Raw genomic sequence first — 17,600 nt, 5'->3', positions numbered from 1 at the left:
CAAAAAAACACTGTATAAATAACCAGACATGAACTTGGGAGGCCCTCGCCATGCTGGTGCACCTGTCCGTACACAACTACGCCATCGTTGAACACCTTGATCTAGAGCTGGACGCCGGCATGAGCGTAATCAGCGGGGAAACCGGTGCCGGCAAGTCGATCATGCTCGACGCCCTCGGCCTGACCCTGGGTGATCGCGCCGATAGCGGCGTGGTGCGCCCCGGCGCAGACAAGGCGGACATTCTCGCCAGCTTCGACCTGCACGACATCCCCGAAGCCCGCGCCTGGCTGGCCGAGCGTGATCTGGACAATGACGGCCCGTGCATCCTGCGCCGAGTAATCACCGCCGAAGGCCGCTCGCGTGGCTATATCAACGGTTCGCCCTGCCCACAAGGTGACCTCAAGGCCCTGGGCGAGCTGTTAATCGACATCCACAGCCAGCATGAGCACCAATCCCTGCTCAAACCCGACACCCACCGCCGCCTGCTCGACGAATACGCCGGCAGCCAGGAATTGGCGCGCCAGGTGCAGCTCGCCGCGCAGCGTTGGAAGCAGACCAAGAACGAGCTGGAGCGGGTCTCCAGCATCGGCGACGAACAGCGCGCGCGTCATCAACTGCTCAGCTACCAGCTGGAAGAGCTCGACAATCTGGCCCTAGGCGAAGACGAACTGGACAACCTGGAACAGGAACACAAGAACCTGACCAACGCTGAAAGCCTGCTCAGCGCCTGCCGCCTGGTGATTGAGCAATGCAGCGAGAATGACGCCGGCAACGTGCTGTCCGCCCTGACCAGCAGCCTGAATCGCCTCAGCGCTTTCCAGGGCCAACCCGGCGCACTGAGCGAAGCCACCAACCTGCTGGCCAGCGCGCAAATCCAGGTGGAAGAAGCGGTCGGCGAGCTGAACCGTTTTCTCGACCATTTCGACGCCGACCCCGAACGCTTGCAGCAGATGGAAGAACGCCTGGACGCGATCTACACACTGGCGCGCAAGCACCGCATCCAGCCAACAGAGCTGGGCGCCATGCAGCAACAACTGTTCGAGGAACTGGAAAGCCTCAACGCCGACGATCAGGCCGCCGAACGCCTGAGCGACGAACTCGCCGCCTTCGAACGGCACTACCAGGAAAAAGCCGCGGAGCTCAGCACCCTGCGCAACAACGCCGCCAGTCAGCTGGCCAGCGCGGTCGAGCAGGAAATGCAGACCCTGGGCATGCCTGGCGGCCGTTTCAACATCAAGCTCAGCGCCAACAGCAACAGCGAGCCGCACCCCAACGGCCTGGAACAGCTGGAGTTTCTGGTCAGCGCCAACCCTGGCCAACCGTTGAAAGCCCTGGCCAAAGTCGCCTCGGGCGGTGAGCTATCGCGCATCAGCCTGGCGATTCAGGTGATCACCGCACAAACCTCGCGGGTGCCGACGTTGGTATTCGATGAAGTCGACGTCGGCATCGGCGGCCCCACCGCCGAAGTGGTCGGCCAGCTACTGCGCCGCCTCGGTGAACGAGGCCAGGTACTCACCGTCACCCACCTGCCGCAAGTTGCCGCGCAAGGCCACCAGCACCTGTTCGTGCACAAGGTGCGCGAAAGCGATGCCACCCGCACCGCAGTCAGCAAACTGAGCCCGGCACAGCGGGTCGAGGAAATCGCGCGCATGCTCGGCGGCGTCGACCTCACCGAAGAATCCCTGGCCCACGCCCGGCAGATGGTTGGCAGCGCCCAGGCCTGATTGCCCAGGCCGTAGAAAGCACAAAGGCGACCCGAGGGTCGCCTTTGTTATGCCTGCTGCATCAATCAGGTTTTCTTGCGCACATACAGCACAAGATTGTGATCGACCAATTCGAAACCGTGTTCTTTGACGATTTCCTTCTGGCGTTTTTCGATCTCGGCGTCGAAGAACTCGATCACCTCACCAGAGTCGACACAGACCATATGGTCGTGATGGCCGCTGTCCGCCAATTCGAAGACCGCATGACCGCCATCGAAGTTGTGGCGAACCACCAGACCTGCCGCTTCGAACTGGGTCAGTACGCGGTACACGGTGGCCAGACCTACGTCGTCACCCGCCTCCATCAGTGCCTTGTAGACATCTTCAGCACTCATGTGACGCTGACCGGCAGAGTCGAGCATTTGCAGTATCTTGACCCGTGGCAGGGTCACTTTCAGGCCAGCCTTGCGTAGTTCGCTATTTTCAACCATGGTCTGCTTTCTCACGGAAGCGGCTTCGCAGCTTCCTTTATTGCGGGTATGATCCGGGGTTATATTGCCCAGCCAAGATAGTGGAAGTCGCCCACCGATGCAAAAAACCAAACTCCTGCTGACCAGCCTCACCCTTACGGGGCTACTCGCACTCGCCGGTTGTTCATTCCCCGGGGTTTATAAAATCGACATCCAACAGGGCAATGTCGTCACGCAGGACATGATAGACCAGTTGCGCCCGGGAATGACCCGCCGGCAAGTGCGGTTTATCATGGGTAACCCCCTGCTCACTGACACCTTTCACGCCAATCGTTGGGATTATCTGTACAGTATCCAGCCGGGCGGCGGTAAGCGCCTGCAGGAACGCGTCAGCGTGAACTTCAACGCCGATGATCAACTGGTCGGCCTGTCTGGCGACTTTATGCCCGGCGTCAGCCGCGACCAGGCCATCCTGGGCGAAGACAGCGGCGTTACCACCCCGCAAGCCACTCAGCAGCCGCAGGTTGAAGAGAAACCCGCTCCAGGCTCGCTGCTTGAACAGATTCAGCGCGAAGTGGACGATGTGAAAGTCGTACCCGTGCCGACCCCAGAGCCCCTGGAAAGCACACCGCAGTAACATTTGCTGATAAAAAAGCCCGGACATGTCCGGGCTTTTTTATGCCTGCATCTCTGCAAATCACGCTTTCAGCACTTACTGTCCGGCATCTTCTGCCTTGGCTTGCGCCGCTTTGGCCGCACGCTGCTTGCGTACTTCTTTCGGGTCGGCAATCAGCGGACGGTAGATCTCCACCCGTTCACCGTCTTCCAGCACACGCTCATCGGGCTTGCTCACCGCCTTGCCAAAGATCCCCAGCGGACTGTTGTGCAAATCCAGATCGGCAAAGTGCGCCTGCATTCCGGACTGCACCGCCGCCTGCCGCACCGTGGTGCCATAAGGCAGGCTCAGGCGCAGCAGCTTCTGCTTGTCGGCCAGGGCGTAGACCACCTCGACCACGATATTCGGCTTATCCATAGAGTTGTTTAGCCCTTTGGCAGAATGCATCGACCAGGGTATTGGTAGCCTGATTGAACAGTGGCCCGAGGGTCGCCCGCACCAGCGGCCCGGCGTAGTCAAAGGTTAGATCCAGACTGATCTTGCAGGCCTTGTCGCCCAGCGCCTTGAACTCCCAGTGCCCATACAGCTGAGTAAACGGCCCCTCGACCAGGGTCAGCTTGATCATCTCGCCCGGCACTAGCGTGTTGGCCGTGACAAAGCGCTGGCTCAAACCGCCTTTAGCCACCGCAAGGCTGGCGCGCATATGCGTATCGCTTGACTCAAGCACTTCGCTGGCCGAACACCAAGGCAGGAATTGCGGGTAACTGGCCACATCATTGACCAGATCAAACAGCGCCCGCGCCGGGTAAGGCAACAGCGCCGAACGCTGAATATGAGTACTCATAACGCAACCACTTGGCTAAACAGGAGGCAGGCGATCATTTGCTCAGCTCTGCGATAAACACGATCAGCACGCCAATCGGCGCGACCACACGAATCAACCAATACACCACGTTGAACAGCAGCGGGTTTTTCATCGCCAGCTCTTCACGCACCGCCTCACGCTTAAGCACCCAACCGGCGAATATGGCGAATGCCAGGCCGCCGAACGGCAACAGAATGCGACTGGTCAGGTAATCGATGGTGTCGAAGAAATTCCGCCCACCCTCTGCGCCCCACTGAAACAGGTGGAAACCATCCTCACCGAAGACAAAGAACTTCGCTTCAGCCCCCACATTAAAGGACAGCACCGTGCCCATGCCGACCGCCCAGCAGAGGAACGCCAGCACGCTGGTCACCAGCACACGGCTGCGCTTGCTGCGCTCAACCAGGTAGGCCACCGCCGGCTCCAGCATGGAGATCGACGAGGTCCAGGCCGCGATCAGCACCAGAATAAAGAACAGCGTGCCCATCACCTGGCCAAAGGCGATATTGCCGAACGCCACCGGCAGGGTGACAAACATCAGCCCCGGCCCTGCGCCAGGCTCCAGACCACCGGCGAAGACAATCGGAAACAGCGCCATCCCGGCTGTGAGAGCCACCAGAGTATCGAGAATGCCAACGGTCAGAATGGTGCCGCCAATCGAGGCGTTCTTCGGCATATACGAGCCATAAACCATGATCGCGCCCACACCGACACTCAGAGTAAAGAAGGCATGGCCCATGGCGGCCAGCACGCCATCAAGCACGCGGTCCGGCTGGAAATCAAAGAGGAAATGGAAGCCCTGCATAAAGTGCCCAGTGGTCATGCTGTAACCCAGCAGCACTAGTAGCAGCACGAACAGCAGCGGCATCATGATCCGCAGACTGCGCTCAAGGCCGGCCACCACGCCACGGGCGATAACAAAGCCGGTCAGCAGCATAAACAGCGTATGCCACAGGGTCAGCCGCCATGGGTCAGCCGTCAGCGCACTAAACGCCGCGCCAGCCCCTTCGGCACTCACGCCGGCAAACTGCCCGCCGCCCATGCTGAGGATGTAATCCAGCGACCAGCCGGCCACCACGCTATAGAAAGACAGGATCAGCAAGGCGGCAACCATCCCCACCAGCGCCGCCCAGGACCATTTCGGCGAAGCACCCGACTCGATAGCCAGGGTCTTGAGGGTATTCACCGGGCTCTGCCGGCCGCGCCGACCGATCAGGGTTTCGGCGAGCATGATCGGCAAGCCGACCATAAAGATGCACACCAGGTACATCATCACGAAAGCCCCGCCGCCGTACATGCCGGTCATATAGGGGAACTTCCAGATATTACCTAGCCCGACGGCCGAACCGGTCGCCGCCAGAATAAACACCCAACGGCTGGCCCAGGCACCGTGTATCGAAACCTTATCGTTCGCCATGCTCGGCTAGCCCGCTCTATTGAAAAAAGATCGCGCATTGTCGGGGATTCGCCAGGGCGGCTCAAGCGCAGCCGACGCCGCGCAGCACCAGACGCCTGGCAAAGCTGATTTTGCCCTGCCGCACACATAGCGCCCGCGCCAGTGACTCCCTATAATGCGCGCCCTATGGCTAAACAAAAGAAACACCCGCAAGGCACCATCGCGCAAAACAAGAAGGCGATGCACGACTACTTCGTCGAATCCAGGTTCGAGGCAGGCTTGGTCCTGGCTGGCTGGGAAGTAAAAAGTCTGCGCGCCGGCAAGGCCCAGTTGGTCGACAGCTATGTGCTGCTGAAGAACGACGAGGCCTGGCTGATGGGCTGCCACATCACCCCACTGACGGCGGCCAGCACCCATGTGATCGCTGACCCGACGCGCACCCGCAAACTGCTGCTGAATAAACGCGAGCTGGACAAGCTGTTCGGCGCCGTACAGCAGAAAGGCTATGCCTGTGTGGCCATGTCGATTTACTGGAAGGCGCACCTGATCAAGTGCGAGATTGCCCTGGCCAAGGGCAAGAAGGACTTCGACAAACGCCACACCGAGAAAGAACGCGACGCCGACCGCGAAGTGCAGCGCGCTATGCGCAGCAAAGGCAAAGACGAGTAAATCGACTCTGCACTAATGAAAACGCCCCGCAATGCGGGGCGTTTTTGTTACTGCGCTCGACTCAGCGCAACTCGCTAAACGCCAGCTTAACGCCCAAGCCCACCAGCACCGCGCCCATCAAGCGATCAAACCAGTGCCCCATCCGCGCAAAGCCGGCACGCACCCGCTGGTGGCTGAATAGCTGCGCGACCATGCAGAACCACAGCGCCGTGGCCACCGCCAGATAAACGCCGTAGCCCGCCTGCACCGGCAGCGGCGTATGCGGATTGATCACCACGGTAAACAGCGACAGGAAAAACAGCGTGGCCTTGGGGTTCAGACCATTGGTCACAAAACCGGCAACAAAGGCCGCACGCGGCGTGCGCGCACCCTCACCCAGGCTCAACTCGGCGTCGCTCGGGCTGGCCGGCTTGGCCCGCAGCGCCCGAATGCCGATATACAGCAGATAGCCCGCCGCGAGCCACTTCAGAGCGTTGAACAGCACAATCGACTGCGACACGATCAAGCCGATCCCCAGCAGCGAATAGGCCACATGGATAAAAATCCCACAGCCCACACCAATCGCACTGAAGATGCCGGCACGCCGCCCGTGCGCCACACTCTCGCGCACCACAATCGCGAAATCCGGGCCAGGGCTGGCCACAGCCAGCAAGTGGATCAGGGCCACAGCTAAAAACTCGGTCCAGTACATGGGGCGGCTCCGCGACGTCGAAATGATTCTGTTAGGCTCGCCACCTTACTCCCCGCCCAAACCCGCAGGATAGATACAGCTGATGAGTAACAGTCACCGCGCCGTCTTTCTCGACCACAGTTCACTCGACCTGGGCGACCTCGACCTGTCCAGCCTGAGCGGCTGCTTTGCTGACCTGCAGCTGTATCCACACAGCACCCAGGCGCAAACCATCGAACGCCTGCAGGGCGTGCAGGTCGCGATCAGCAACAAGGTGCCGCTGAATGCCGAGGTGTTCGCCGCCTGCCCGGAGCTGAAGCTGGTGTTGGTGGCCGCCACCGGCACCAACCCGATTGACCTGGCCGCCGCCCGCGCCCATGGCGTCAGTGTGAGCAACTGCCAGGGTTACGGCACACCCTCGGTGGCGCAACACACCCTAATGTTGCTTCTTGCCTTGGCCACGCGCCTACCCGATTACCAGCAGGATGTTCGCGCAGGCCGCTGGCAACAGGCGCAACAGTTCTGCCTGCTCGATTACCCGATCGTCGAGCTGCACGGCAAAACCCTCGGCCTTCTGGGTCATGGCGAGCTGGGTGGCGCAGTAGTAAAACTGGCCGAAGCCTTTGGCATGCACGTGCTGCTCGGCCAGCTGCCAGGCCGCCCTGCGCGTGAAGACCGCCTGTCACTGGATGAGTTGCTACCCCAGGTCGATGCACTGACCCTGCATTGCCCGCTGAACAGCGACACCCTGAACATGATTGATGCCCGCGAACTCAGCCTGATGAAGCCCAGCGCCTTTCTGATCAACACCGCCCGCGGCGGCCTGATCAACGAACAGGCCCTGGCCGACGCGCTGCGCGCCGGCCACCTGGGCGGCGCGGCAACCGACGTGCTGACTCAGGAGCCGCCAAAAGACGGCAACCCCTTGCTCGCTGCCGATATTCCAAGGCTGATCATTACCCCGCACAGCGCCTGGGGCAGCCGCGAAGCGCGGCAACGCATCGTCGGCCAGCTCAGTGAAAACGCTTTGGCATTCTTCAACGGCGCGCCTATGCGCGTTGTCAGCTAAGCTACGCGACTTTTTTCGAGGAGCGTTTATGGACCCGCGAAGCGAAGTACTGCTGCGCCAAGCCGATCTATTCAACGGCCCGCTGCTGCTTGCCGGTTTGCCGGCGGATGACCTGCTCGGTCGACTCCCTGAAGCCCACGGCTGGAGCTGGCATGCCGGCGAGCACGCGCTGCTGGACGCCCGTTTCAGCAATCGCTGCCACTTTGGCACCCAGCCTGGCGAACGCGACTTCCAGGCAGCCGTGCTGTTTCTGCCGAAATCCCGCGAGCTGACCGAATACCTGCTCAATGCCCTGGCGGCCCGCCTCGGCGGGCGCGAACTGTTTCTGGTCGGAGAGAAACGCGCCGGCATTGAACGCGCCGCCAAGCAGCTGGCGACCTTTGGCCAAGCACGCAAGCTCGACAGTGCACGGCACTGTCAGCTCTGGCAAGTACGGGTTGAGCACGCACCCGCCACGCCGGATCTGCACAGCCTGGCGCAACGCTATGAACTGGCCCTGGCCGACGGGCCGCTGCAGGTACTCAGCCTGCCAGGGGTATTCAGCCATGGCCGCCTGGACGTTGGCAGCGCGCTGCTGCTTGAACACCTCGATGGCTTGCCAAGCGGGCATATCCTGGATTTCGGCTGTGGAGCCGGCGTGCTTGGCGCGGCGCTGAAACGCCGCTATCCGGACAGCCAGATCACCCTGCTGGACGTGGACGCCTTTGCCGTCGAAAGCAGTCGCCTGACCCTGGCCGCCAATGGCTTGCACGCTGAGGTGATCAATGGCGACGGCATCGATGCCGCGCCCACCGGGCTGAGTGCGATCCTCAGCAACCCGCCCTTTCACCAGGGCGTACATACCCACTACCAGGCCACCGAGCACCTGCTGCGCCAAGCCAGCCAGCACTTGGCCAACAAAGGTGAACTGCGCCTGGTCGCCAACAGCTTTCTAAAATACCCGCCGCTGATCGAACAGCACCTCGGTCCCTGCCAGACCCTGGCCGACGCCAAAGGCTTTCGCATCTACCGCGCCAGCAACAGCTAAACGGGGCTTGCCCTATCACGGATGCGCGGGCAGAATGCGCGCGTCCTAGGGGAGTAGTCTCCCGCGAGCGCCAGCTCGCCCGGCACGCGTCAACATACTTGTTCAGCAGAGCATGGCGCGTGCGACCCAAGGCCCTCTCAGAGAGGCCTGCGGTTTGACAAGACCTATGACACGCACACCTTACCCGGGGCGGGAAGGCTGTACGTGTCATAGCCATGTCGACCCGCCCCTTTAGGAAAGCCTGATGCTCGAATCCCTGTTTGTCCCCACCTTTATCGTTGCCTTGGCCGAAATCGGCGACAAGACGCAGCTGCTCGCTTTGCTGTTGGCCGCGCGCTTTCGCAAACCCTGGCCGATCATCTGCGGCATTGTGGTCGCCACCCTGGCCAACCATTTCGCCGCCGGTGCGATTGGCAACTGGGTTGCCAGCTTCTTCTCCCCCGCCACACTGAGCTGGACGCTCGCCGCCAGCTTTGTTGCCGTAGCGCTGTGGACGTTGATCCCCGACAAACTGGATGACGATGAAAGCTCCAAGTTCAAGCGCTACGGGCCGTTCCTGACGACCTTGATTGCCTTCTTCCTTGCAGAAATGGGCGACAAGACCCAGGTCGCTACGGTGATGCTGGCCGCGCAATACCCGCACTTTATCCTGGTGGTGATCGGCACCACCCTGGGCATGCTGATCGCCAACGTACCAGTTGTTCTGGCGGGCAATTTTGCGGCTGAACGCTTGCCACTGACGCTGATTCGCCGCCTGGCCGCCTGCGCCTTTGCCGCACTGGCCGTGTATGCGGGGTATCAGGCGCTGAAATTCAGCGGGCTGATTTGACATCAAGTTGACGCCAGGGCACTGGCGTTTCGGCCAATACCTCGGCTTCCAGACGGCTGCTACAGTGCGCAACATCCTGCCCACTCAGCCGTCAGGGAGACACCTATGTCACTGGATGATCGGAAAAAACTGGTTCGTCACCATATCGACCTGTCGTGGAACAAAGGCCGCACAGCCCTTGCCGAGCAGCTGCATAGCAAAGACTTTCTCTACAAAAGTTCGTTTATCGGCAGGCCGCTAACCAGCCCGGCATTTGCCCAGATGGTGCAGGACATCCGTCACGCCATGCCGGATCTGCAGGTGGTGGTCGAAGAATGCATCGCTGAGGGCAACAAGGTCGTCACCTGGAGCACCCTGATCGGCACCATCCAGAAGCCAGCGCTCGGCTACCCGCCCAGCGACAAAGTACTGAGCATTTCGGCCATGGCCTTCTGGACCATTACCCCGAGCAATGAAATTCAGGAAATCTGTACCATGTTCGACATGGAAAGCTTCCGCTCGCAACTGGGCCTGGCCACCCAGCCCTTTGCTGCCAAGGCATTGCCCTGAACAAATCACGCTCAACAAAAAGCCCCCAATCGGGGGCTTTTTGTTTACCGCGCTTTAGCGCGCCTGTTCATACAACGGCATCACCTTGGGAATCGCCGCCTGCAGAGAAGCGATTCGGCTGCTCGACGAGGGGTGCGTGCTCATAAACTCAGGCGGTGCACCTTCGCTGGCGGCGGCCATTTTCTGCCACAGGCTGACTGCGGCATTAGGGTTGTAGCCGCCACGGGCGGCCAGTTCCAGGCCGATCAGATCAGCCTCGTTCTCATTGCCGCGACTGTTCGGCAGCATCATGCCGTACTGCACGGCTGCATCGGCCAGGGCCAAACTGTCGGAGCCCAGACCGAGCAAGGCACCCGCGCCTTGCTTCGCCAGCTCGACACCATAGGCCTTGGACATCGCCTCGCGGCTGTGCTCGCGCAGGGCGTGGGCCATTTCGTGGCCCATGATCGCGGCGATCTCATCGTCGGTGAGCTTGAGCTTTTCAATGATCCCGCTGTAGAAAATGATCTTGCCGCCTGGGCCGCAATTGGCGTTCAGCTCAGGGCTCTTGATCAGGTTGACCTCCCACTGCCACTGCGCCGAATCCGGACGGAACAGCGGGGCATGCTTGATCAGGCGATCCGCAATGGTGCGCAGGCGTTTGGCGTTATTGCTGGTTTTATCCAGCACGCCCTTGCTGGACGCCTCGCCGAGGGTCTGCTGATAAGACTGCGCATACATCTGATTGACCTCTTGGGTCGAGAGCATGCTGAACATGTATTGCTTGCGCTCAACACCTACGGCGCCGCCGCTGGTGGTGTTCACCGCCTGGCAAGCGGTCAGTAGGCTGCAGAGCGCCAGGCTGGCCAGACGAAATGGGATATTCATGTCAGTTCTCCTTCACGACAGGGACCGTATGCTAGGCCGTGCATCAGGGCAAAACAACCCGCACAACTTGCGCTATGTCGCACAAGGCTCTTTGCTAGATACAGCGGCGCGCTAATGCTTTGAAGCTACGCTGCCGATAAGCCAGGGACAGGCGCAACTAACACGTTGAGGAGTCCCTATGCGATTCAAGTCGATCCAGTCCTCCGTGGCACTTATGGCGGGGGCCAGCATCCTGGCAGTAGTCGTCGCCCTGGTGCTCTACGCCCTGTTCGCCGGAGCGCGCACCCAGACCCAGGTGCAAGAACGCACCCAAGGCCTCTTAGAGGATGTGATCGACCAACGTCTGAACGCCCTGGCCAAAGCCCAGGTTGGCCAGCTGCAGCGCCAATTTGAACATCCCATGACGGTGGCCAAAGCCCTGGCCACCCTCAACAGCCAGATGGGCAGCACTAATGGCAGCCCAGGCATCAGCCTGACCCGCGAGGAACTGAGCAATCTGGTCGGTGTGTACCTCAAGGCCAACCCAGAACTACTTGACCTCTACATCGGCTGGGAACCCAACGCCTTCGATCAGGACGACGACCTCTACGTCAACCAGAAGGAAAACGGCTATGACCACACCGGCCGCTTTATGGCCTGGTGGTACCGTGATGGCGACCAGCTGAAGCTCGACGCGCTGACCGTGGAGCAGATGGAAGGCCAGGACGTGCAGCCCACCGGAGTGCGCACGGGCGAGTACTACCTGTGCCCCAAGGAAACCGGCAAGCCCTGCGTGATCGACCCGGCCTCCTACGACTTCGGCGGCAAGCAGGTACTGGTCGCGGCCTTCAATGCGCCAATCATGGTCAATGGCCAGTTCCGCGGCGTTGCCGGCAACGACCTGGCCCTGGACTTTATCCAGGAGCGGCTGAACATCGCCAAAGGCGAGCTGTATGACGGCGCCGGCGAGCTTGCCCTGATCGCCTCCAACGGCACTTTGATTGCTGCAACCCAGGACGCGACCCTGGTTGGCCAGCCGGCGAGCAAGGCCATCGACCCCGAACTGTTGAATCAACTCAAACAAAGCAGCAACGACCAGCCGATCAACAAGCTCGACGAACAACGCCAGCTACTGCAATTGCTGCTGCCGTTCCAGGTCGCCGGCACCTCGACACGCTGGACCCTGGCCATTGTATTGCCGACCAGCGCAGTGTTCGCCGACCTGACGGAACTGCAGACCGGCCTCACCAAACAGGCCGAAGCGGACACCCTGGGCATGGCCATGGTCGGCCTGCTGGTTGCAGGCCTTGGCATGCTGGTGATCTGGTTTGTTGGCTACGGCATCGCCCGCCCACTGCGGCAGATGGTCACCATGCTCGACGATATCGCCCAGGGCGACGGCGATTTGACCCGCCGCCTGGAGGTAAACCGCAGCGATGAACTGGGTGATATCGCCAAGGGCTTCAATACCTTTCTCGGCAAGCTGCAAAGCATGATTACCCAGGTGGTCAGCTCGGTGCAGAAAGTCAGCGACTCCTCCGAACACACCGCCGACATCGCTATCCGCACTAACACGGGCGTGCAGAAACAGCTGGCGGAGATCGAACTGGTCGCCACCGCCGTGCATGAAATGACCGCCACCGCCCAGGACGTAGCGCGCAACGCTACCCATGCGGCCGAGGCCGCCAACCATGCGGATCGCGCCGCCAATCAGGGCAAGCAGACGGTGCAGCACACCGCCGAGGCGATTGCCGCCCTGGCGCAGGAAATTGGTCGCGCGGTCACCGTGGTGCAAACCCTGGCCAAGGACAGCGAGAACATCAATGCCATCCTGGTAGCCATTCGCGGGATTGCCGAGCAAACCAACCTGCTCGCGCTCAATGCTGCCATCGAGGCGGCCCGCGCCGGGGAACAGGGCCGTGGTTTTGCCGTGGTGGCCGACGAGGTGCGCAACCTGGCGCAGAAAACCCAGAAGGCCACCGAAGAAATCCAGACCATGATCCAGCAGCTGCAACAGGGCACGCGCGACGTGGTCAAGGTGATGGAGGACAGTCAGGGCAAGACCGAGGTCAGCGTGCAACAGGCCAGCCAAGCCGCCGAGGCACTGGAATCGATCACTCAGGCGGTATCGGTGATCAACGACATGAACACCCAAATCGCCAGCGCCGCCGAGGAGCAAAGTGCGGTGGCCGAGGACATCAACCGCAACGTCACCAATATCGGCCAGGTGGCCAATGAAGTGGCCGGCGGCGCTGACGAAGCCAGCCAGGCCAGTGCCGAACTGACCAAGCTGGCCGAACAGCAGCGTCGGCTGATCAACCAGTTCAGGGTCTGATCTAGTTGCAACAAAAAGGGCGGACTGCCATAACAGTCCGCCCTTTTTCTTGCGCCCTGTTAATGGCCTAGGCCGGCGTCAGGCACTCAGGGGCATCGAGCTTGGGATCATTGATCAGGTTGGCCAGCACCCGCTCGCGCAACGCCGGTTGCGGGCTCGCCAGCAAGGCCTGCAACTCGGCCGCTGGGGTGTCGGCAGCCAACCAGGCAGCCTGGCCCGCCTCATCGAGAATCAGTGGGCGACGCTGACTGGCCGCCGCCTGAGTTACCACCGCAGCACTCAGGTAGACACAACCCTCAACGGGATAGGCTTCCCACAAAGCGGCGAAATACAGCGGTGTGCTCTCACCGGTGAGCCAGTACGGGCGCTTGCGCGCCGTGCCCCGCCACTCGTAAAACCCGTTGGCTGGTAGCAGACCGCGACGCAGGCGAAACGCCTCACGAAACATCGGCTGCTCGGCCAGGGTTTCCGCACGAGCTTGAGCCGGAGTTTTGGTCAGATCAGTCAACCAGGGCGGGGTCAGCCCCCAGCGCGCACGCGTCAGCTGGCGCTCGCCCTCGACGTTGCGCAGCAGCAGCACCTGGCTATTGGGCGAAATGCTCCAGTGCGGTAACTGATCAGCGGGAAAACCGGGAATCGCCGCAAATGCAGGCGTCCAACGGAACAGGGCATAACGTCCACACATGGAAAACTCGATAGCGTTCAGCAGTAAATGCACCGACCAGACGGCCAGCAAGCAGTAAGTCAGGTGCGCCGCCAGACTAGATTTAACAGAGCAGCGAGCCTTGAAAGCTTTCAGGCTCATCCGTCGGCAGCGGCAGCGCGGCATTGTACGCGGCGATCAGCTGTTGTGCGCTGTGCGCCTGGTCATCCTCAACCATCACCCCGAGCAAGCCGCAGGCGGGCAACTCGCCCACAGCACCAGCCAGGTGTTGCCCAGTGAGATAGGCGTCGATCCCCTCACTGGCCAACATCCCCAGCAACAGTTCGCCTTCCATCAGGTCCTGCGGCTCGTAGATTCGCTGCATCAGTCATTCTCCCCGCGCACGTCCAGGCTCCAGTCCTCGCCATCGGTCTGCAGCGAAAACACGATCGGCCGGCAGCACACCGGACAGTCTTCAATGTACTGCTGATCGCCGGCCGACAGGTCCAGCAGCGCCTCAACCTGCTCACCACAATAGGGGCATTGGTAGTCCTGGCTTTCCAGCATCGCTGTCTCCTTGTGACTTGGCGTTATAATCGCCGGTCTATAGCTGGCCCTGCAGTCGCGCACTATCCATTGTCACGCGCAACGACCAGCGCAGTAAGCATCTCCACAGCCACCCACAACAAGAGAGCATGATGGGCGAATTCGATGCCATCCGACCTTACGCCGACGCCGAAGTCCCTGCCGTGCTGGCGCGCCTGCTGGCCGATGATGCGTTTCTCGGCATCCTCACCCAGTTCCGCTTCCCGCGCCTGGCGGCACCTTTAGGCTGGCTGCTTAAACCACTTATAGCCTATCGCCTGCGTCTTGAGTTTCGCGACGTGAGTTCGGTGGCGCAATTGCAGACGCGCATCGAGAGCTATGTCGACCGCACCATTGAGCAGGCGACCGATGGCGTGAGCTATTCCGGCATCGAACACCTGCAGGCCGGCAAGGCCTATCTGTTCCTCGCCAACCACCGCGATATCGTCATGGACCCAGCGTTCGTCAATTACGCGGTGTACCACGCAGGCCTACCAACGCCGCGCATCGCCATCGGCGACAATCTGCTGCAGAAGCCTTTTGTCAGCGACCTGATGCGCCTGAACAAGAGCTTTATCGTGCACCGTTCGATCAGCGGGCGACGCGAGAAGCTGGCGGCTTACCAGCTGCTCTCGGCCTATATCAATCACTCGATCCGCAATGATGGCGAGTCGATCTGGATCGCCCAGGCCGAAGGCCGCGCCAAGGATGGTGATGACCGCACCGATTCGGCGATCCTCAAGATGTTCCATATGAGCCGCAAGGGCGAGCCGTTCGCCGAGGTGATCAACGCCCTGCGCCTGACCCCTGTATCGATCAGCTACGAGTACGACCCCTGCGACCAGGCCAAGGCCCGCGAGCTGTTTATCCGCGCCAGCAGCGGCAGCTACACCAAGGCAGCGGGCGAGGATGACCAGAGCATTGCCCTCGGCATCACCGGTTACAAAGGCCGCGTGCATGTGCACTTCGGCGCGCCGGTCAGCCAGGGGCTGGAGGACAGCAAGCTGCTGGCGGCGGAAATGGATCGGCAGATTCTCACGGGTTATCGGCTGTTTCCCGTGCACTACCTGGCCTATGCCATGTGGGCTGACCGCGACCCGGAGCTGGCCGTGCCCAGCGCTGCCGAACTGTTTCCTGCGGCAGAGCTCAGCACGGCGCAAAGCGAATGGCAGCGACGCCTGGACAACTGCCCGAGCGAGCAGCGGCCCTACCTGATCCTGCAATACGCCAACCCGGTGCGTAACCAGTACCGGATCAAGGCCGGTCTGCCGCTGTAGGCAAAGCGCAGCCCAAAAAAACGGCAGCCATTGGCTGCCGTTTTTTATTGCCCGAGAAACCGAGTTACAGCTGTGTGCTAAGCCAGGACAGCAGCAAGGCCGCCGCCAGGCAGGCATGACCGAAGCGATAAAAGAAGCGGTTCAGGCGCAGCGTCGGCTCACCAAAGGCATAGGCCTCGTCCGCCAGTTCATTCAACTGATTACCGGCCAGCAACCGCGCCAGGGCGCGCTGCTCGCGCATGCGGGTGGCCAGCAACAGCCAGGAGCCGGCCAGTGCAAAGAACAGCGCCAGCCCATTAAGCCACTGCCCAGGCTGACCTTCGATCAGCAACCAGAGCGCTTGCAACGACATGCTCGACCTCAACTTCTATAAGGCTTGCGATCAACGTCGCGCCTGATTATCAGCACACCCGATGCAGTCTCGGGCAGTCCAAATACGGCCGCGGAGTCTACCGAAGGTTGCCGCACTCGCGGCTCGATTCCGACGAATCGCAGCTGCTATGACCAAGCGGTCTAAACACTGTCATCTACGTGAGCTATGGTCTAACACTCGTCCCAACGCCTTGGCCAAAAAGGCTTCGAGCACGGTGACAGGTTTTAATCATCCATGGAGGAACGCACCATGCTGCACGCCCAACCGCAAGACCGCGACTACCTGATCGATTCGCTGGATGACGTGGAAGCCGTCATCGACGGGCTGTCTTTCAATGTGCAAGACGACCACTGGCTGGTCTACTGCGCCATGGGCGGCCACGAGCATTACGCCCTGCCTGATGTCGATACGCTGACCGGCATGAGCATGCCCGAGTTCTATAGCGAAGCTGCCTGAACGGCCGCAAAATGCAGATGTAAAAAAGCCCGGAATAGTCCGGGCTTTTTCATAACTGCGCCGAGGTTTACTGCGCGAGCATTTGGCCGATGGTCGGGTCCTTGAAGGCGCGGGTCAGGGCATCGCTCAACACATCGCTGATCAGTTTGGTGTTGGTCGCCTGATTCGGCGCCATGCCGAAGCGCTGGTTCAGTGACGCGCCGTAACGGCCGCTGTAACGACGGCTGCTGTTTTGCACATCAACGCGGAAGGTCGCGGTCATGTCAGCCTCAGTCACATACAGGCCTTCTTTCGGCGACTGGTATTTCAGCTCAGCCAGAGTCAGGGTCAGCTGCGGCGCGTTGTAGGCGTTGGCGCTTGGGGTAAAGCCGAGCAGACGTACGGCCGCTTCAGCCTGGGCCTGCAGCTTGGGCAGAACGTCCTGGCCGGTCACGCTGATAGCGCTGGTTTCCGGGTAAAGACCACCACGGGTGCCCAGCACGGGCGAAGGACGACCATCGGCCACCCGCACCACCACCGGCTGGCCCTGGCCAACGGCGGTCAGCGGGCTATTGAGTTTGGGTTGTGGGCTGAGTTGTTGCGGGCTGTGGGCACAACCCACCAGAGTAAGGCTGGCAACAGCCACCAGACCAAACAGCAGACGATGCAGCATGCTCAACTCTCCATAAATAAGGGGTAGAAGTGGCGCGCAGTATAACCAGCGCAGTAAATGCCTGACAGCGCTAGGACGTTTATCGCGCCAACAGGTTCCCGTAACGCCCTTGTCATGCGCATCAGGCATAAGACTTTAGTCTTCCCTGTTAGTGAGTGACCCGCCATGTTTTCACTGCGCAGCCTGCTCGCCCCACGTCGTCCGATGCGCTCATTTGCCCTGGTTGATGGGCAAGGCATCTGCCGCGCCCTGCGCCAGTCAGCCCAGGCGCCACAAGGCTCTGGCTGGATTGAGGTGCAACACAGCTGCATGAGCTGGCTCAATCGGCCGCTGCCAGCCGGCGTCAGAACCGTCCAGGTCACGCCATGCCTGCGCGTGCGGCAAACGCTGGCGGCCTGACCAGCGGAAGAAGAAAAGTCACACCAGGCGATCAATTTTCCTGCTTTGCCCTTATAATCGCGCCCCGATTATAAGGACGCCTCCTGTTCGGGCCCTGCCGTCACGCTGATGCACCATTCATCGGCCGCGCCCCAGAGAGTCGCCCACTTCGCGCTGCCTTCCGGCTGCCGC

The 17,600-nt window shown here is 61.0% G+C and carries 22 protein-coding genes and 1 pseudogene; 12 read left to right on the top strand and 11 right to left on the bottom strand.

Annotation, left to right across the window (positions count from 1 at the left end):
• Positions 1–50 precede the first annotated feature (50 nt).
• Positions 51–1,724: a DNA repair protein RecN gene (gene recN, locus Q8O69_RS21245; protein ID WP_275961699.1), complete on the top strand. Its 1,674-nt coding sequence runs from the start codon at positions 51–53 to the stop codon at positions 1,722–1,724.
• Positions 1,725–1,789: 65 nt separating this feature from the next.
• Here recN and fur read toward each other — a convergent pair whose 3' ends face one another.
• Positions 1,790–2,194, bottom strand: a complete 405-nt coding sequence (gene fur, locus Q8O69_RS21240; RefSeq protein ID WP_136665255.1) for a ferric iron uptake transcriptional regulator — start codon at positions 2,192–2,194, stop codon at positions 1,790–1,792.
• A gap of 97 nt (positions 2,195–2,291) precedes the next feature.
• Here fur and Q8O69_RS21235 point away from each other — a divergent pair, with 97 nt between their 5' ends.
• Positions 2,292–2,810: an outer membrane protein assembly factor BamE gene (locus Q8O69_RS21235; protein WP_275961700.1), complete on the top strand. Its 519-nt coding sequence runs from the start codon at positions 2,292–2,294 to the stop codon at positions 2,808–2,810.
• A 75-nt stretch (positions 2,811–2,885) separates the two neighbouring features.
• On the opposite strand, the gene Q8O69_RS21230 is transcribed toward Q8O69_RS21235, so the two are convergent.
• Genes Q8O69_RS21230 through Q8O69_RS21220 form a run of 3 tightly spaced genes read right to left on the bottom strand, consistent with a single transcriptional unit; the run spans position 2,886 to position 5,071 of the window.
• Positions 2,886–3,206 (bottom strand): RnfH family protein, encoded by a 321-nt coding sequence (locus Q8O69_RS21230; RefSeq protein ID WP_275961701.1) that lies wholly within the window; start codon positions 3,204–3,206, stop codon positions 2,886–2,888.
• The gene (locus Q8O69_RS21225; protein WP_305594354.1) at positions 3,199–3,633 is read right to left on the bottom strand and encodes a type II toxin-antitoxin system RatA family toxin; all 435 of its coding nucleotides are present in this window, start codon (positions 3,631–3,633) and stop codon (positions 3,199–3,201) included. The genes Q8O69_RS21230 and Q8O69_RS21225 overlap by 8 nt, the downstream gene beginning before the upstream one ends.
• 34 nt (positions 3,634–3,667) lie before the next feature.
• Positions 3,668–5,071, bottom strand: a complete 1,404-nt coding sequence (locus Q8O69_RS21220) for a sodium-dependent transporter (protein ID WP_305594352.1) — start codon at positions 5,069–5,071, stop codon at positions 3,668–3,670.
• Positions 5,072–5,236: 165 nt separating this feature from the next.
• On the opposite strand from Q8O69_RS21220, the gene smpB reads away from it, so the two are divergent.
• Positions 5,237–5,719 (top strand): SsrA-binding protein SmpB, encoded by a 483-nt coding sequence (gene smpB / locus Q8O69_RS21215; protein WP_090255207.1) that lies wholly within the window; start codon positions 5,237–5,239, stop codon positions 5,717–5,719.
• A gap of 61 nt (positions 5,720–5,780) precedes the next feature.
• On the opposite strand, the gene Q8O69_RS21210 is transcribed toward smpB, so the two are convergent.
• Positions 5,781–6,410 (bottom strand): LysE family translocator, encoded by a 630-nt coding sequence (locus Q8O69_RS21210; protein WP_305594349.1) that lies wholly within the window; start codon positions 6,408–6,410, stop codon positions 5,781–5,783.
• Between the two features lie 82 nt (positions 6,411–6,492).
• Between Q8O69_RS21210 and Q8O69_RS21205 the strand changes: the two genes are divergently transcribed.
• From Q8O69_RS21205 to Q8O69_RS21190, 4 genes are all read left to right on the top strand, one after another.
• The gene (locus Q8O69_RS21205) at positions 6,493–7,458 is read left to right on the top strand and encodes a 2-hydroxyacid dehydrogenase (RefSeq protein WP_305594347.1); all 966 of its coding nucleotides are present in this window, start codon (positions 6,493–6,495) and stop codon (positions 7,456–7,458) included.
• A gap of 28 nt (positions 7,459–7,486) precedes the next feature.
• Positions 7,487–8,485 carry a class I SAM-dependent methyltransferase gene (locus tag Q8O69_RS21200; RefSeq protein WP_305594345.1) on the top strand — a complete coding sequence of 333 codons (999 nt, stop codon included), beginning with the start codon at positions 7,487–7,489 and terminating at the stop codon, positions 8,483–8,485.
• A 244-nt stretch (positions 8,486–8,729) separates the two neighbouring features.
• Positions 8,730–9,314 (top strand): TMEM165/GDT1 family protein, encoded by a 585-nt coding sequence (locus tag Q8O69_RS21195; RefSeq protein ID WP_305594343.1) that lies wholly within the window; start codon positions 8,730–8,732, stop codon positions 9,312–9,314.
• A 105-nt stretch (positions 9,315–9,419) separates the two neighbouring features.
• Positions 9,420–9,863: a ketosteroid isomerase-related protein gene (locus Q8O69_RS21190; RefSeq protein WP_275961708.1), complete on the top strand. Its 444-nt coding sequence runs from the start codon at positions 9,420–9,422 to the stop codon at positions 9,861–9,863.
• 54 nt (positions 9,864–9,917) lie between these two features.
• On the opposite strand, the gene Q8O69_RS21185 is transcribed toward Q8O69_RS21190, so the two are convergent.
• Entirely contained in the window at positions 9,918–10,730 is an 813-nt protein-coding gene (locus Q8O69_RS21185; RefSeq protein WP_305594341.1) for a M48 family metallopeptidase, read from the bottom strand.
• A 178-nt stretch (positions 10,731–10,908) separates the two neighbouring features.
• Here Q8O69_RS21185 and Q8O69_RS22320 point away from each other — a divergent pair.
• Together Q8O69_RS22320 and Q8O69_RS22315 are read left to right on the top strand one after the other, a co-directional pair.
• Positions 10,909–12,186, top strand: a pseudogene (locus tag Q8O69_RS22320) (HAMP domain-containing protein); the annotation flags it as partial.
• Positions 12,187–12,201: 15 nt separating this feature from the next.
• Positions 12,202–13,044, top strand: coding sequence for a methyl-accepting chemotaxis protein (locus Q8O69_RS22315; RefSeq protein WP_371136218.1), 843 nt, complete (start codon positions 12,202–12,204; stop codon positions 13,042–13,044).
• A 67-nt stretch (positions 13,045–13,111) separates the two neighbouring features.
• Here Q8O69_RS22315 and Q8O69_RS21175 read toward each other — a convergent pair whose 3' ends face one another.
• The 3 genes from Q8O69_RS21175 to Q8O69_RS21165 all read right to left on the bottom strand — a co-directional run bounded on the left by Q8O69_RS21175 (position 13,112) and on the right by Q8O69_RS21165 (position 14,254).
• Complete coding sequence (locus Q8O69_RS21175) at positions 13,112–13,729, bottom strand: SOS response-associated peptidase (protein ID WP_305594337.1); 618 nt, start codon at positions 13,727–13,729, stop codon at positions 13,112–13,114.
• An 82-nt stretch (positions 13,730–13,811) separates the two neighbouring features.
• The gene (locus Q8O69_RS21170) at positions 13,812–14,072 is read right to left on the bottom strand and encodes a putative signal transducing protein (protein ID WP_305594336.1); all 261 of its coding nucleotides are present in this window, start codon (positions 14,070–14,072) and stop codon (positions 13,812–13,814) included.
• Positions 14,072–14,254 (bottom strand): CPXCG motif-containing cysteine-rich protein, encoded by a 183-nt coding sequence (locus Q8O69_RS21165; RefSeq protein WP_090375916.1) that lies wholly within the window; start codon positions 14,252–14,254, stop codon positions 14,072–14,074. Before Q8O69_RS21165 ends, Q8O69_RS21170 begins: the two co-directional genes overlap by 1 nt.
• A gap of 128 nt (positions 14,255–14,382) precedes the next feature.
• On the opposite strand from Q8O69_RS21165, the gene Q8O69_RS21160 reads away from it, so the two are divergent.
• On the top strand, positions 14,383–15,549 hold the full coding sequence (locus Q8O69_RS21160; RefSeq protein ID WP_305594335.1) for a 1-acyl-sn-glycerol-3-phosphate acyltransferase: 1,167 nt from the start codon (positions 14,383–14,385) through the stop codon (positions 15,547–15,549).
• 64 nt (positions 15,550–15,613) lie between these two features.
• Here Q8O69_RS21160 and Q8O69_RS21155 read toward each other — a convergent pair whose 3' ends face one another.
• Positions 15,614–15,901, bottom strand: coding sequence for a hypothetical protein (locus Q8O69_RS21155; protein ID WP_305594334.1), 288 nt, complete (start codon positions 15,899–15,901; stop codon positions 15,614–15,616).
• A 270-nt stretch (positions 15,902–16,171) separates the two neighbouring features.
• Here Q8O69_RS21155 and Q8O69_RS21150 point away from each other — a divergent pair, with 270 nt between their 5' ends.
• Positions 16,172–16,378, top strand: coding sequence for a hypothetical protein (locus Q8O69_RS21150; RefSeq protein WP_275961715.1), 207 nt, complete (start codon positions 16,172–16,174; stop codon positions 16,376–16,378).
• Between the two features lie 67 nt (positions 16,379–16,445).
• Here Q8O69_RS21150 and Q8O69_RS21145 read toward each other — a convergent pair whose 3' ends face one another.
• Positions 16,446–17,030: a YajG family lipoprotein gene (locus Q8O69_RS21145; RefSeq protein WP_275961716.1), complete on the bottom strand. Its 585-nt coding sequence runs from the start codon at positions 17,028–17,030 to the stop codon at positions 16,446–16,448.
• Positions 17,031–17,195: 165 nt separating this feature from the next.
• Here Q8O69_RS21145 and Q8O69_RS21140 point away from each other — a divergent pair, with 165 nt between their 5' ends.
• Positions 17,196–17,429 carry a hypothetical protein gene (locus tag Q8O69_RS21140; protein ID WP_305594333.1) on the top strand — a complete coding sequence of 78 codons (234 nt, stop codon included), beginning with the start codon at positions 17,196–17,198 and terminating at the stop codon, positions 17,427–17,429.
• The last annotated feature ends 171 nt before the right edge of the window (positions 17,430–17,600 follow it).

It is taken from the genome of Pseudomonas sp. (assembly GCF_030690725.1).
In the GTDB taxonomy this organism is placed as follows: domain Bacteria; phylum Pseudomonadota; class Gammaproteobacteria; order Pseudomonadales; family Pseudomonadaceae; genus Aquipseudomonas.
Note: the sequence above shows the minus strand (reverse complement) of the source record. Positions and strands in the feature narration are given on the sequence as shown.

What these genes read in the sequence shown, in the direction of transcription:
- Q8O69_RS22315 (WP_371136218.1), top strand. Translation starts at nt 12,202, where the DNA reads ATGATTACCCAGGTGGTCAGCTCGGTGCAGAAAGTCAGCGACTCCTCC.
- Q8O69_RS21190 (WP_275961708.1), top strand. Translation starts at nt 9,420, where the DNA reads ATGTCACTGGATGATCGGAAAAAACTGGTTCGTCACCATATCGACCTG.
- Q8O69_RS21230 (WP_275961701.1), bottom strand. Translation starts at nt 3,206, where the DNA reads ATGGATAAGCCGAATATCGTGGTCGAGGTGGTCTACGCCCTGGCCGAC.
- Q8O69_RS21140 (WP_305594333.1), top strand. Translation starts at nt 17,196, where the DNA reads ATGTTTTCACTGCGCAGCCTGCTCGCCCCACGTCGTCCGATGCGCTCA.
- Q8O69_RS21235 (WP_275961700.1), top strand. Translation starts at nt 2,292, where the DNA reads ATGCAAAAAACCAAACTCCTGCTGACCAGCCTCACCCTTACGGGGCTA.
- fur (WP_136665255.1), bottom strand. Translation starts at nt 2,194, where the DNA reads ATGGTTGAAAATAGCGAACTACGCAAGGCTGGCCTGAAAGTGACCCTG.
- Q8O69_RS21170 (WP_305594336.1), bottom strand. Translation starts at nt 14,072, where the DNA reads ATGCAGCGAATCTACGAGCCGCAGGACCTGATGGAAGGCGAACTGTTG.
- Q8O69_RS21225 (WP_305594354.1), bottom strand. Translation starts at nt 3,633, where the DNA reads ATGAGTACTCATATTCAGCGTTCGGCGCTGTTGCCTTACCCGGCGCGG.
- Q8O69_RS21205 (WP_305594347.1), top strand. Translation starts at nt 6,493, where the DNA reads ATGAGTAACAGTCACCGCGCCGTCTTTCTCGACCACAGTTCACTCGAC.
- Q8O69_RS21220 (WP_305594352.1), bottom strand. Translation starts at nt 5,071, where the DNA reads ATGGCGAACGATAAGGTTTCGATACACGGTGCCTGGGCCAGCCGTTGG.
- Q8O69_RS21165 (WP_090375916.1), bottom strand. Translation starts at nt 14,254, where the DNA reads ATGCTGGAAAGCCAGGACTACCAATGCCCCTATTGTGGTGAGCAGGTT.
- Q8O69_RS21175 (WP_305594337.1), bottom strand. Translation starts at nt 13,729, where the DNA reads ATGTGTGGACGTTATGCCCTGTTCCGTTGGACGCCTGCATTTGCGGCG.
- Q8O69_RS21160 (WP_305594335.1), top strand. Translation starts at nt 14,383, where the DNA reads ATGATGGGCGAATTCGATGCCATCCGACCTTACGCCGACGCCGAAGTC.
- Q8O69_RS21200 (WP_305594345.1), top strand. Translation starts at nt 7,487, where the DNA reads ATGGACCCGCGAAGCGAAGTACTGCTGCGCCAAGCCGATCTATTCAAC.
- smpB (WP_090255207.1), top strand. Translation starts at nt 5,237, where the DNA reads ATGGCTAAACAAAAGAAACACCCGCAAGGCACCATCGCGCAAAACAAG.
- Q8O69_RS21155 (WP_305594334.1), bottom strand. Translation starts at nt 15,901, where the DNA reads ATGTCGTTGCAAGCGCTCTGGTTGCTGATCGAAGGTCAGCCTGGGCAG.
- Q8O69_RS21145 (WP_275961716.1), bottom strand. Translation starts at nt 17,030, where the DNA reads ATGCTGCATCGTCTGCTGTTTGGTCTGGTGGCTGTTGCCAGCCTTACT.
- recN (WP_275961699.1), top strand. Translation starts at nt 51, where the DNA reads ATGCTGGTGCACCTGTCCGTACACAACTACGCCATCGTTGAACACCTT.
- Q8O69_RS21210 (WP_305594349.1), bottom strand. Translation starts at nt 6,410, where the DNA reads ATGTACTGGACCGAGTTTTTAGCTGTGGCCCTGATCCACTTGCTGGCT.
- Q8O69_RS21185 (WP_305594341.1), bottom strand. Translation starts at nt 10,730, where the DNA reads ATGAATATCCCATTTCGTCTGGCCAGCCTGGCGCTCTGCAGCCTACTG.
- Q8O69_RS21195 (WP_305594343.1), top strand. Translation starts at nt 8,730, where the DNA reads ATGCTCGAATCCCTGTTTGTCCCCACCTTTATCGTTGCCTTGGCCGAA.
- Q8O69_RS21150 (WP_275961715.1), top strand. Translation starts at nt 16,172, where the DNA reads ATGCTGCACGCCCAACCGCAAGACCGCGACTACCTGATCGATTCGCTG.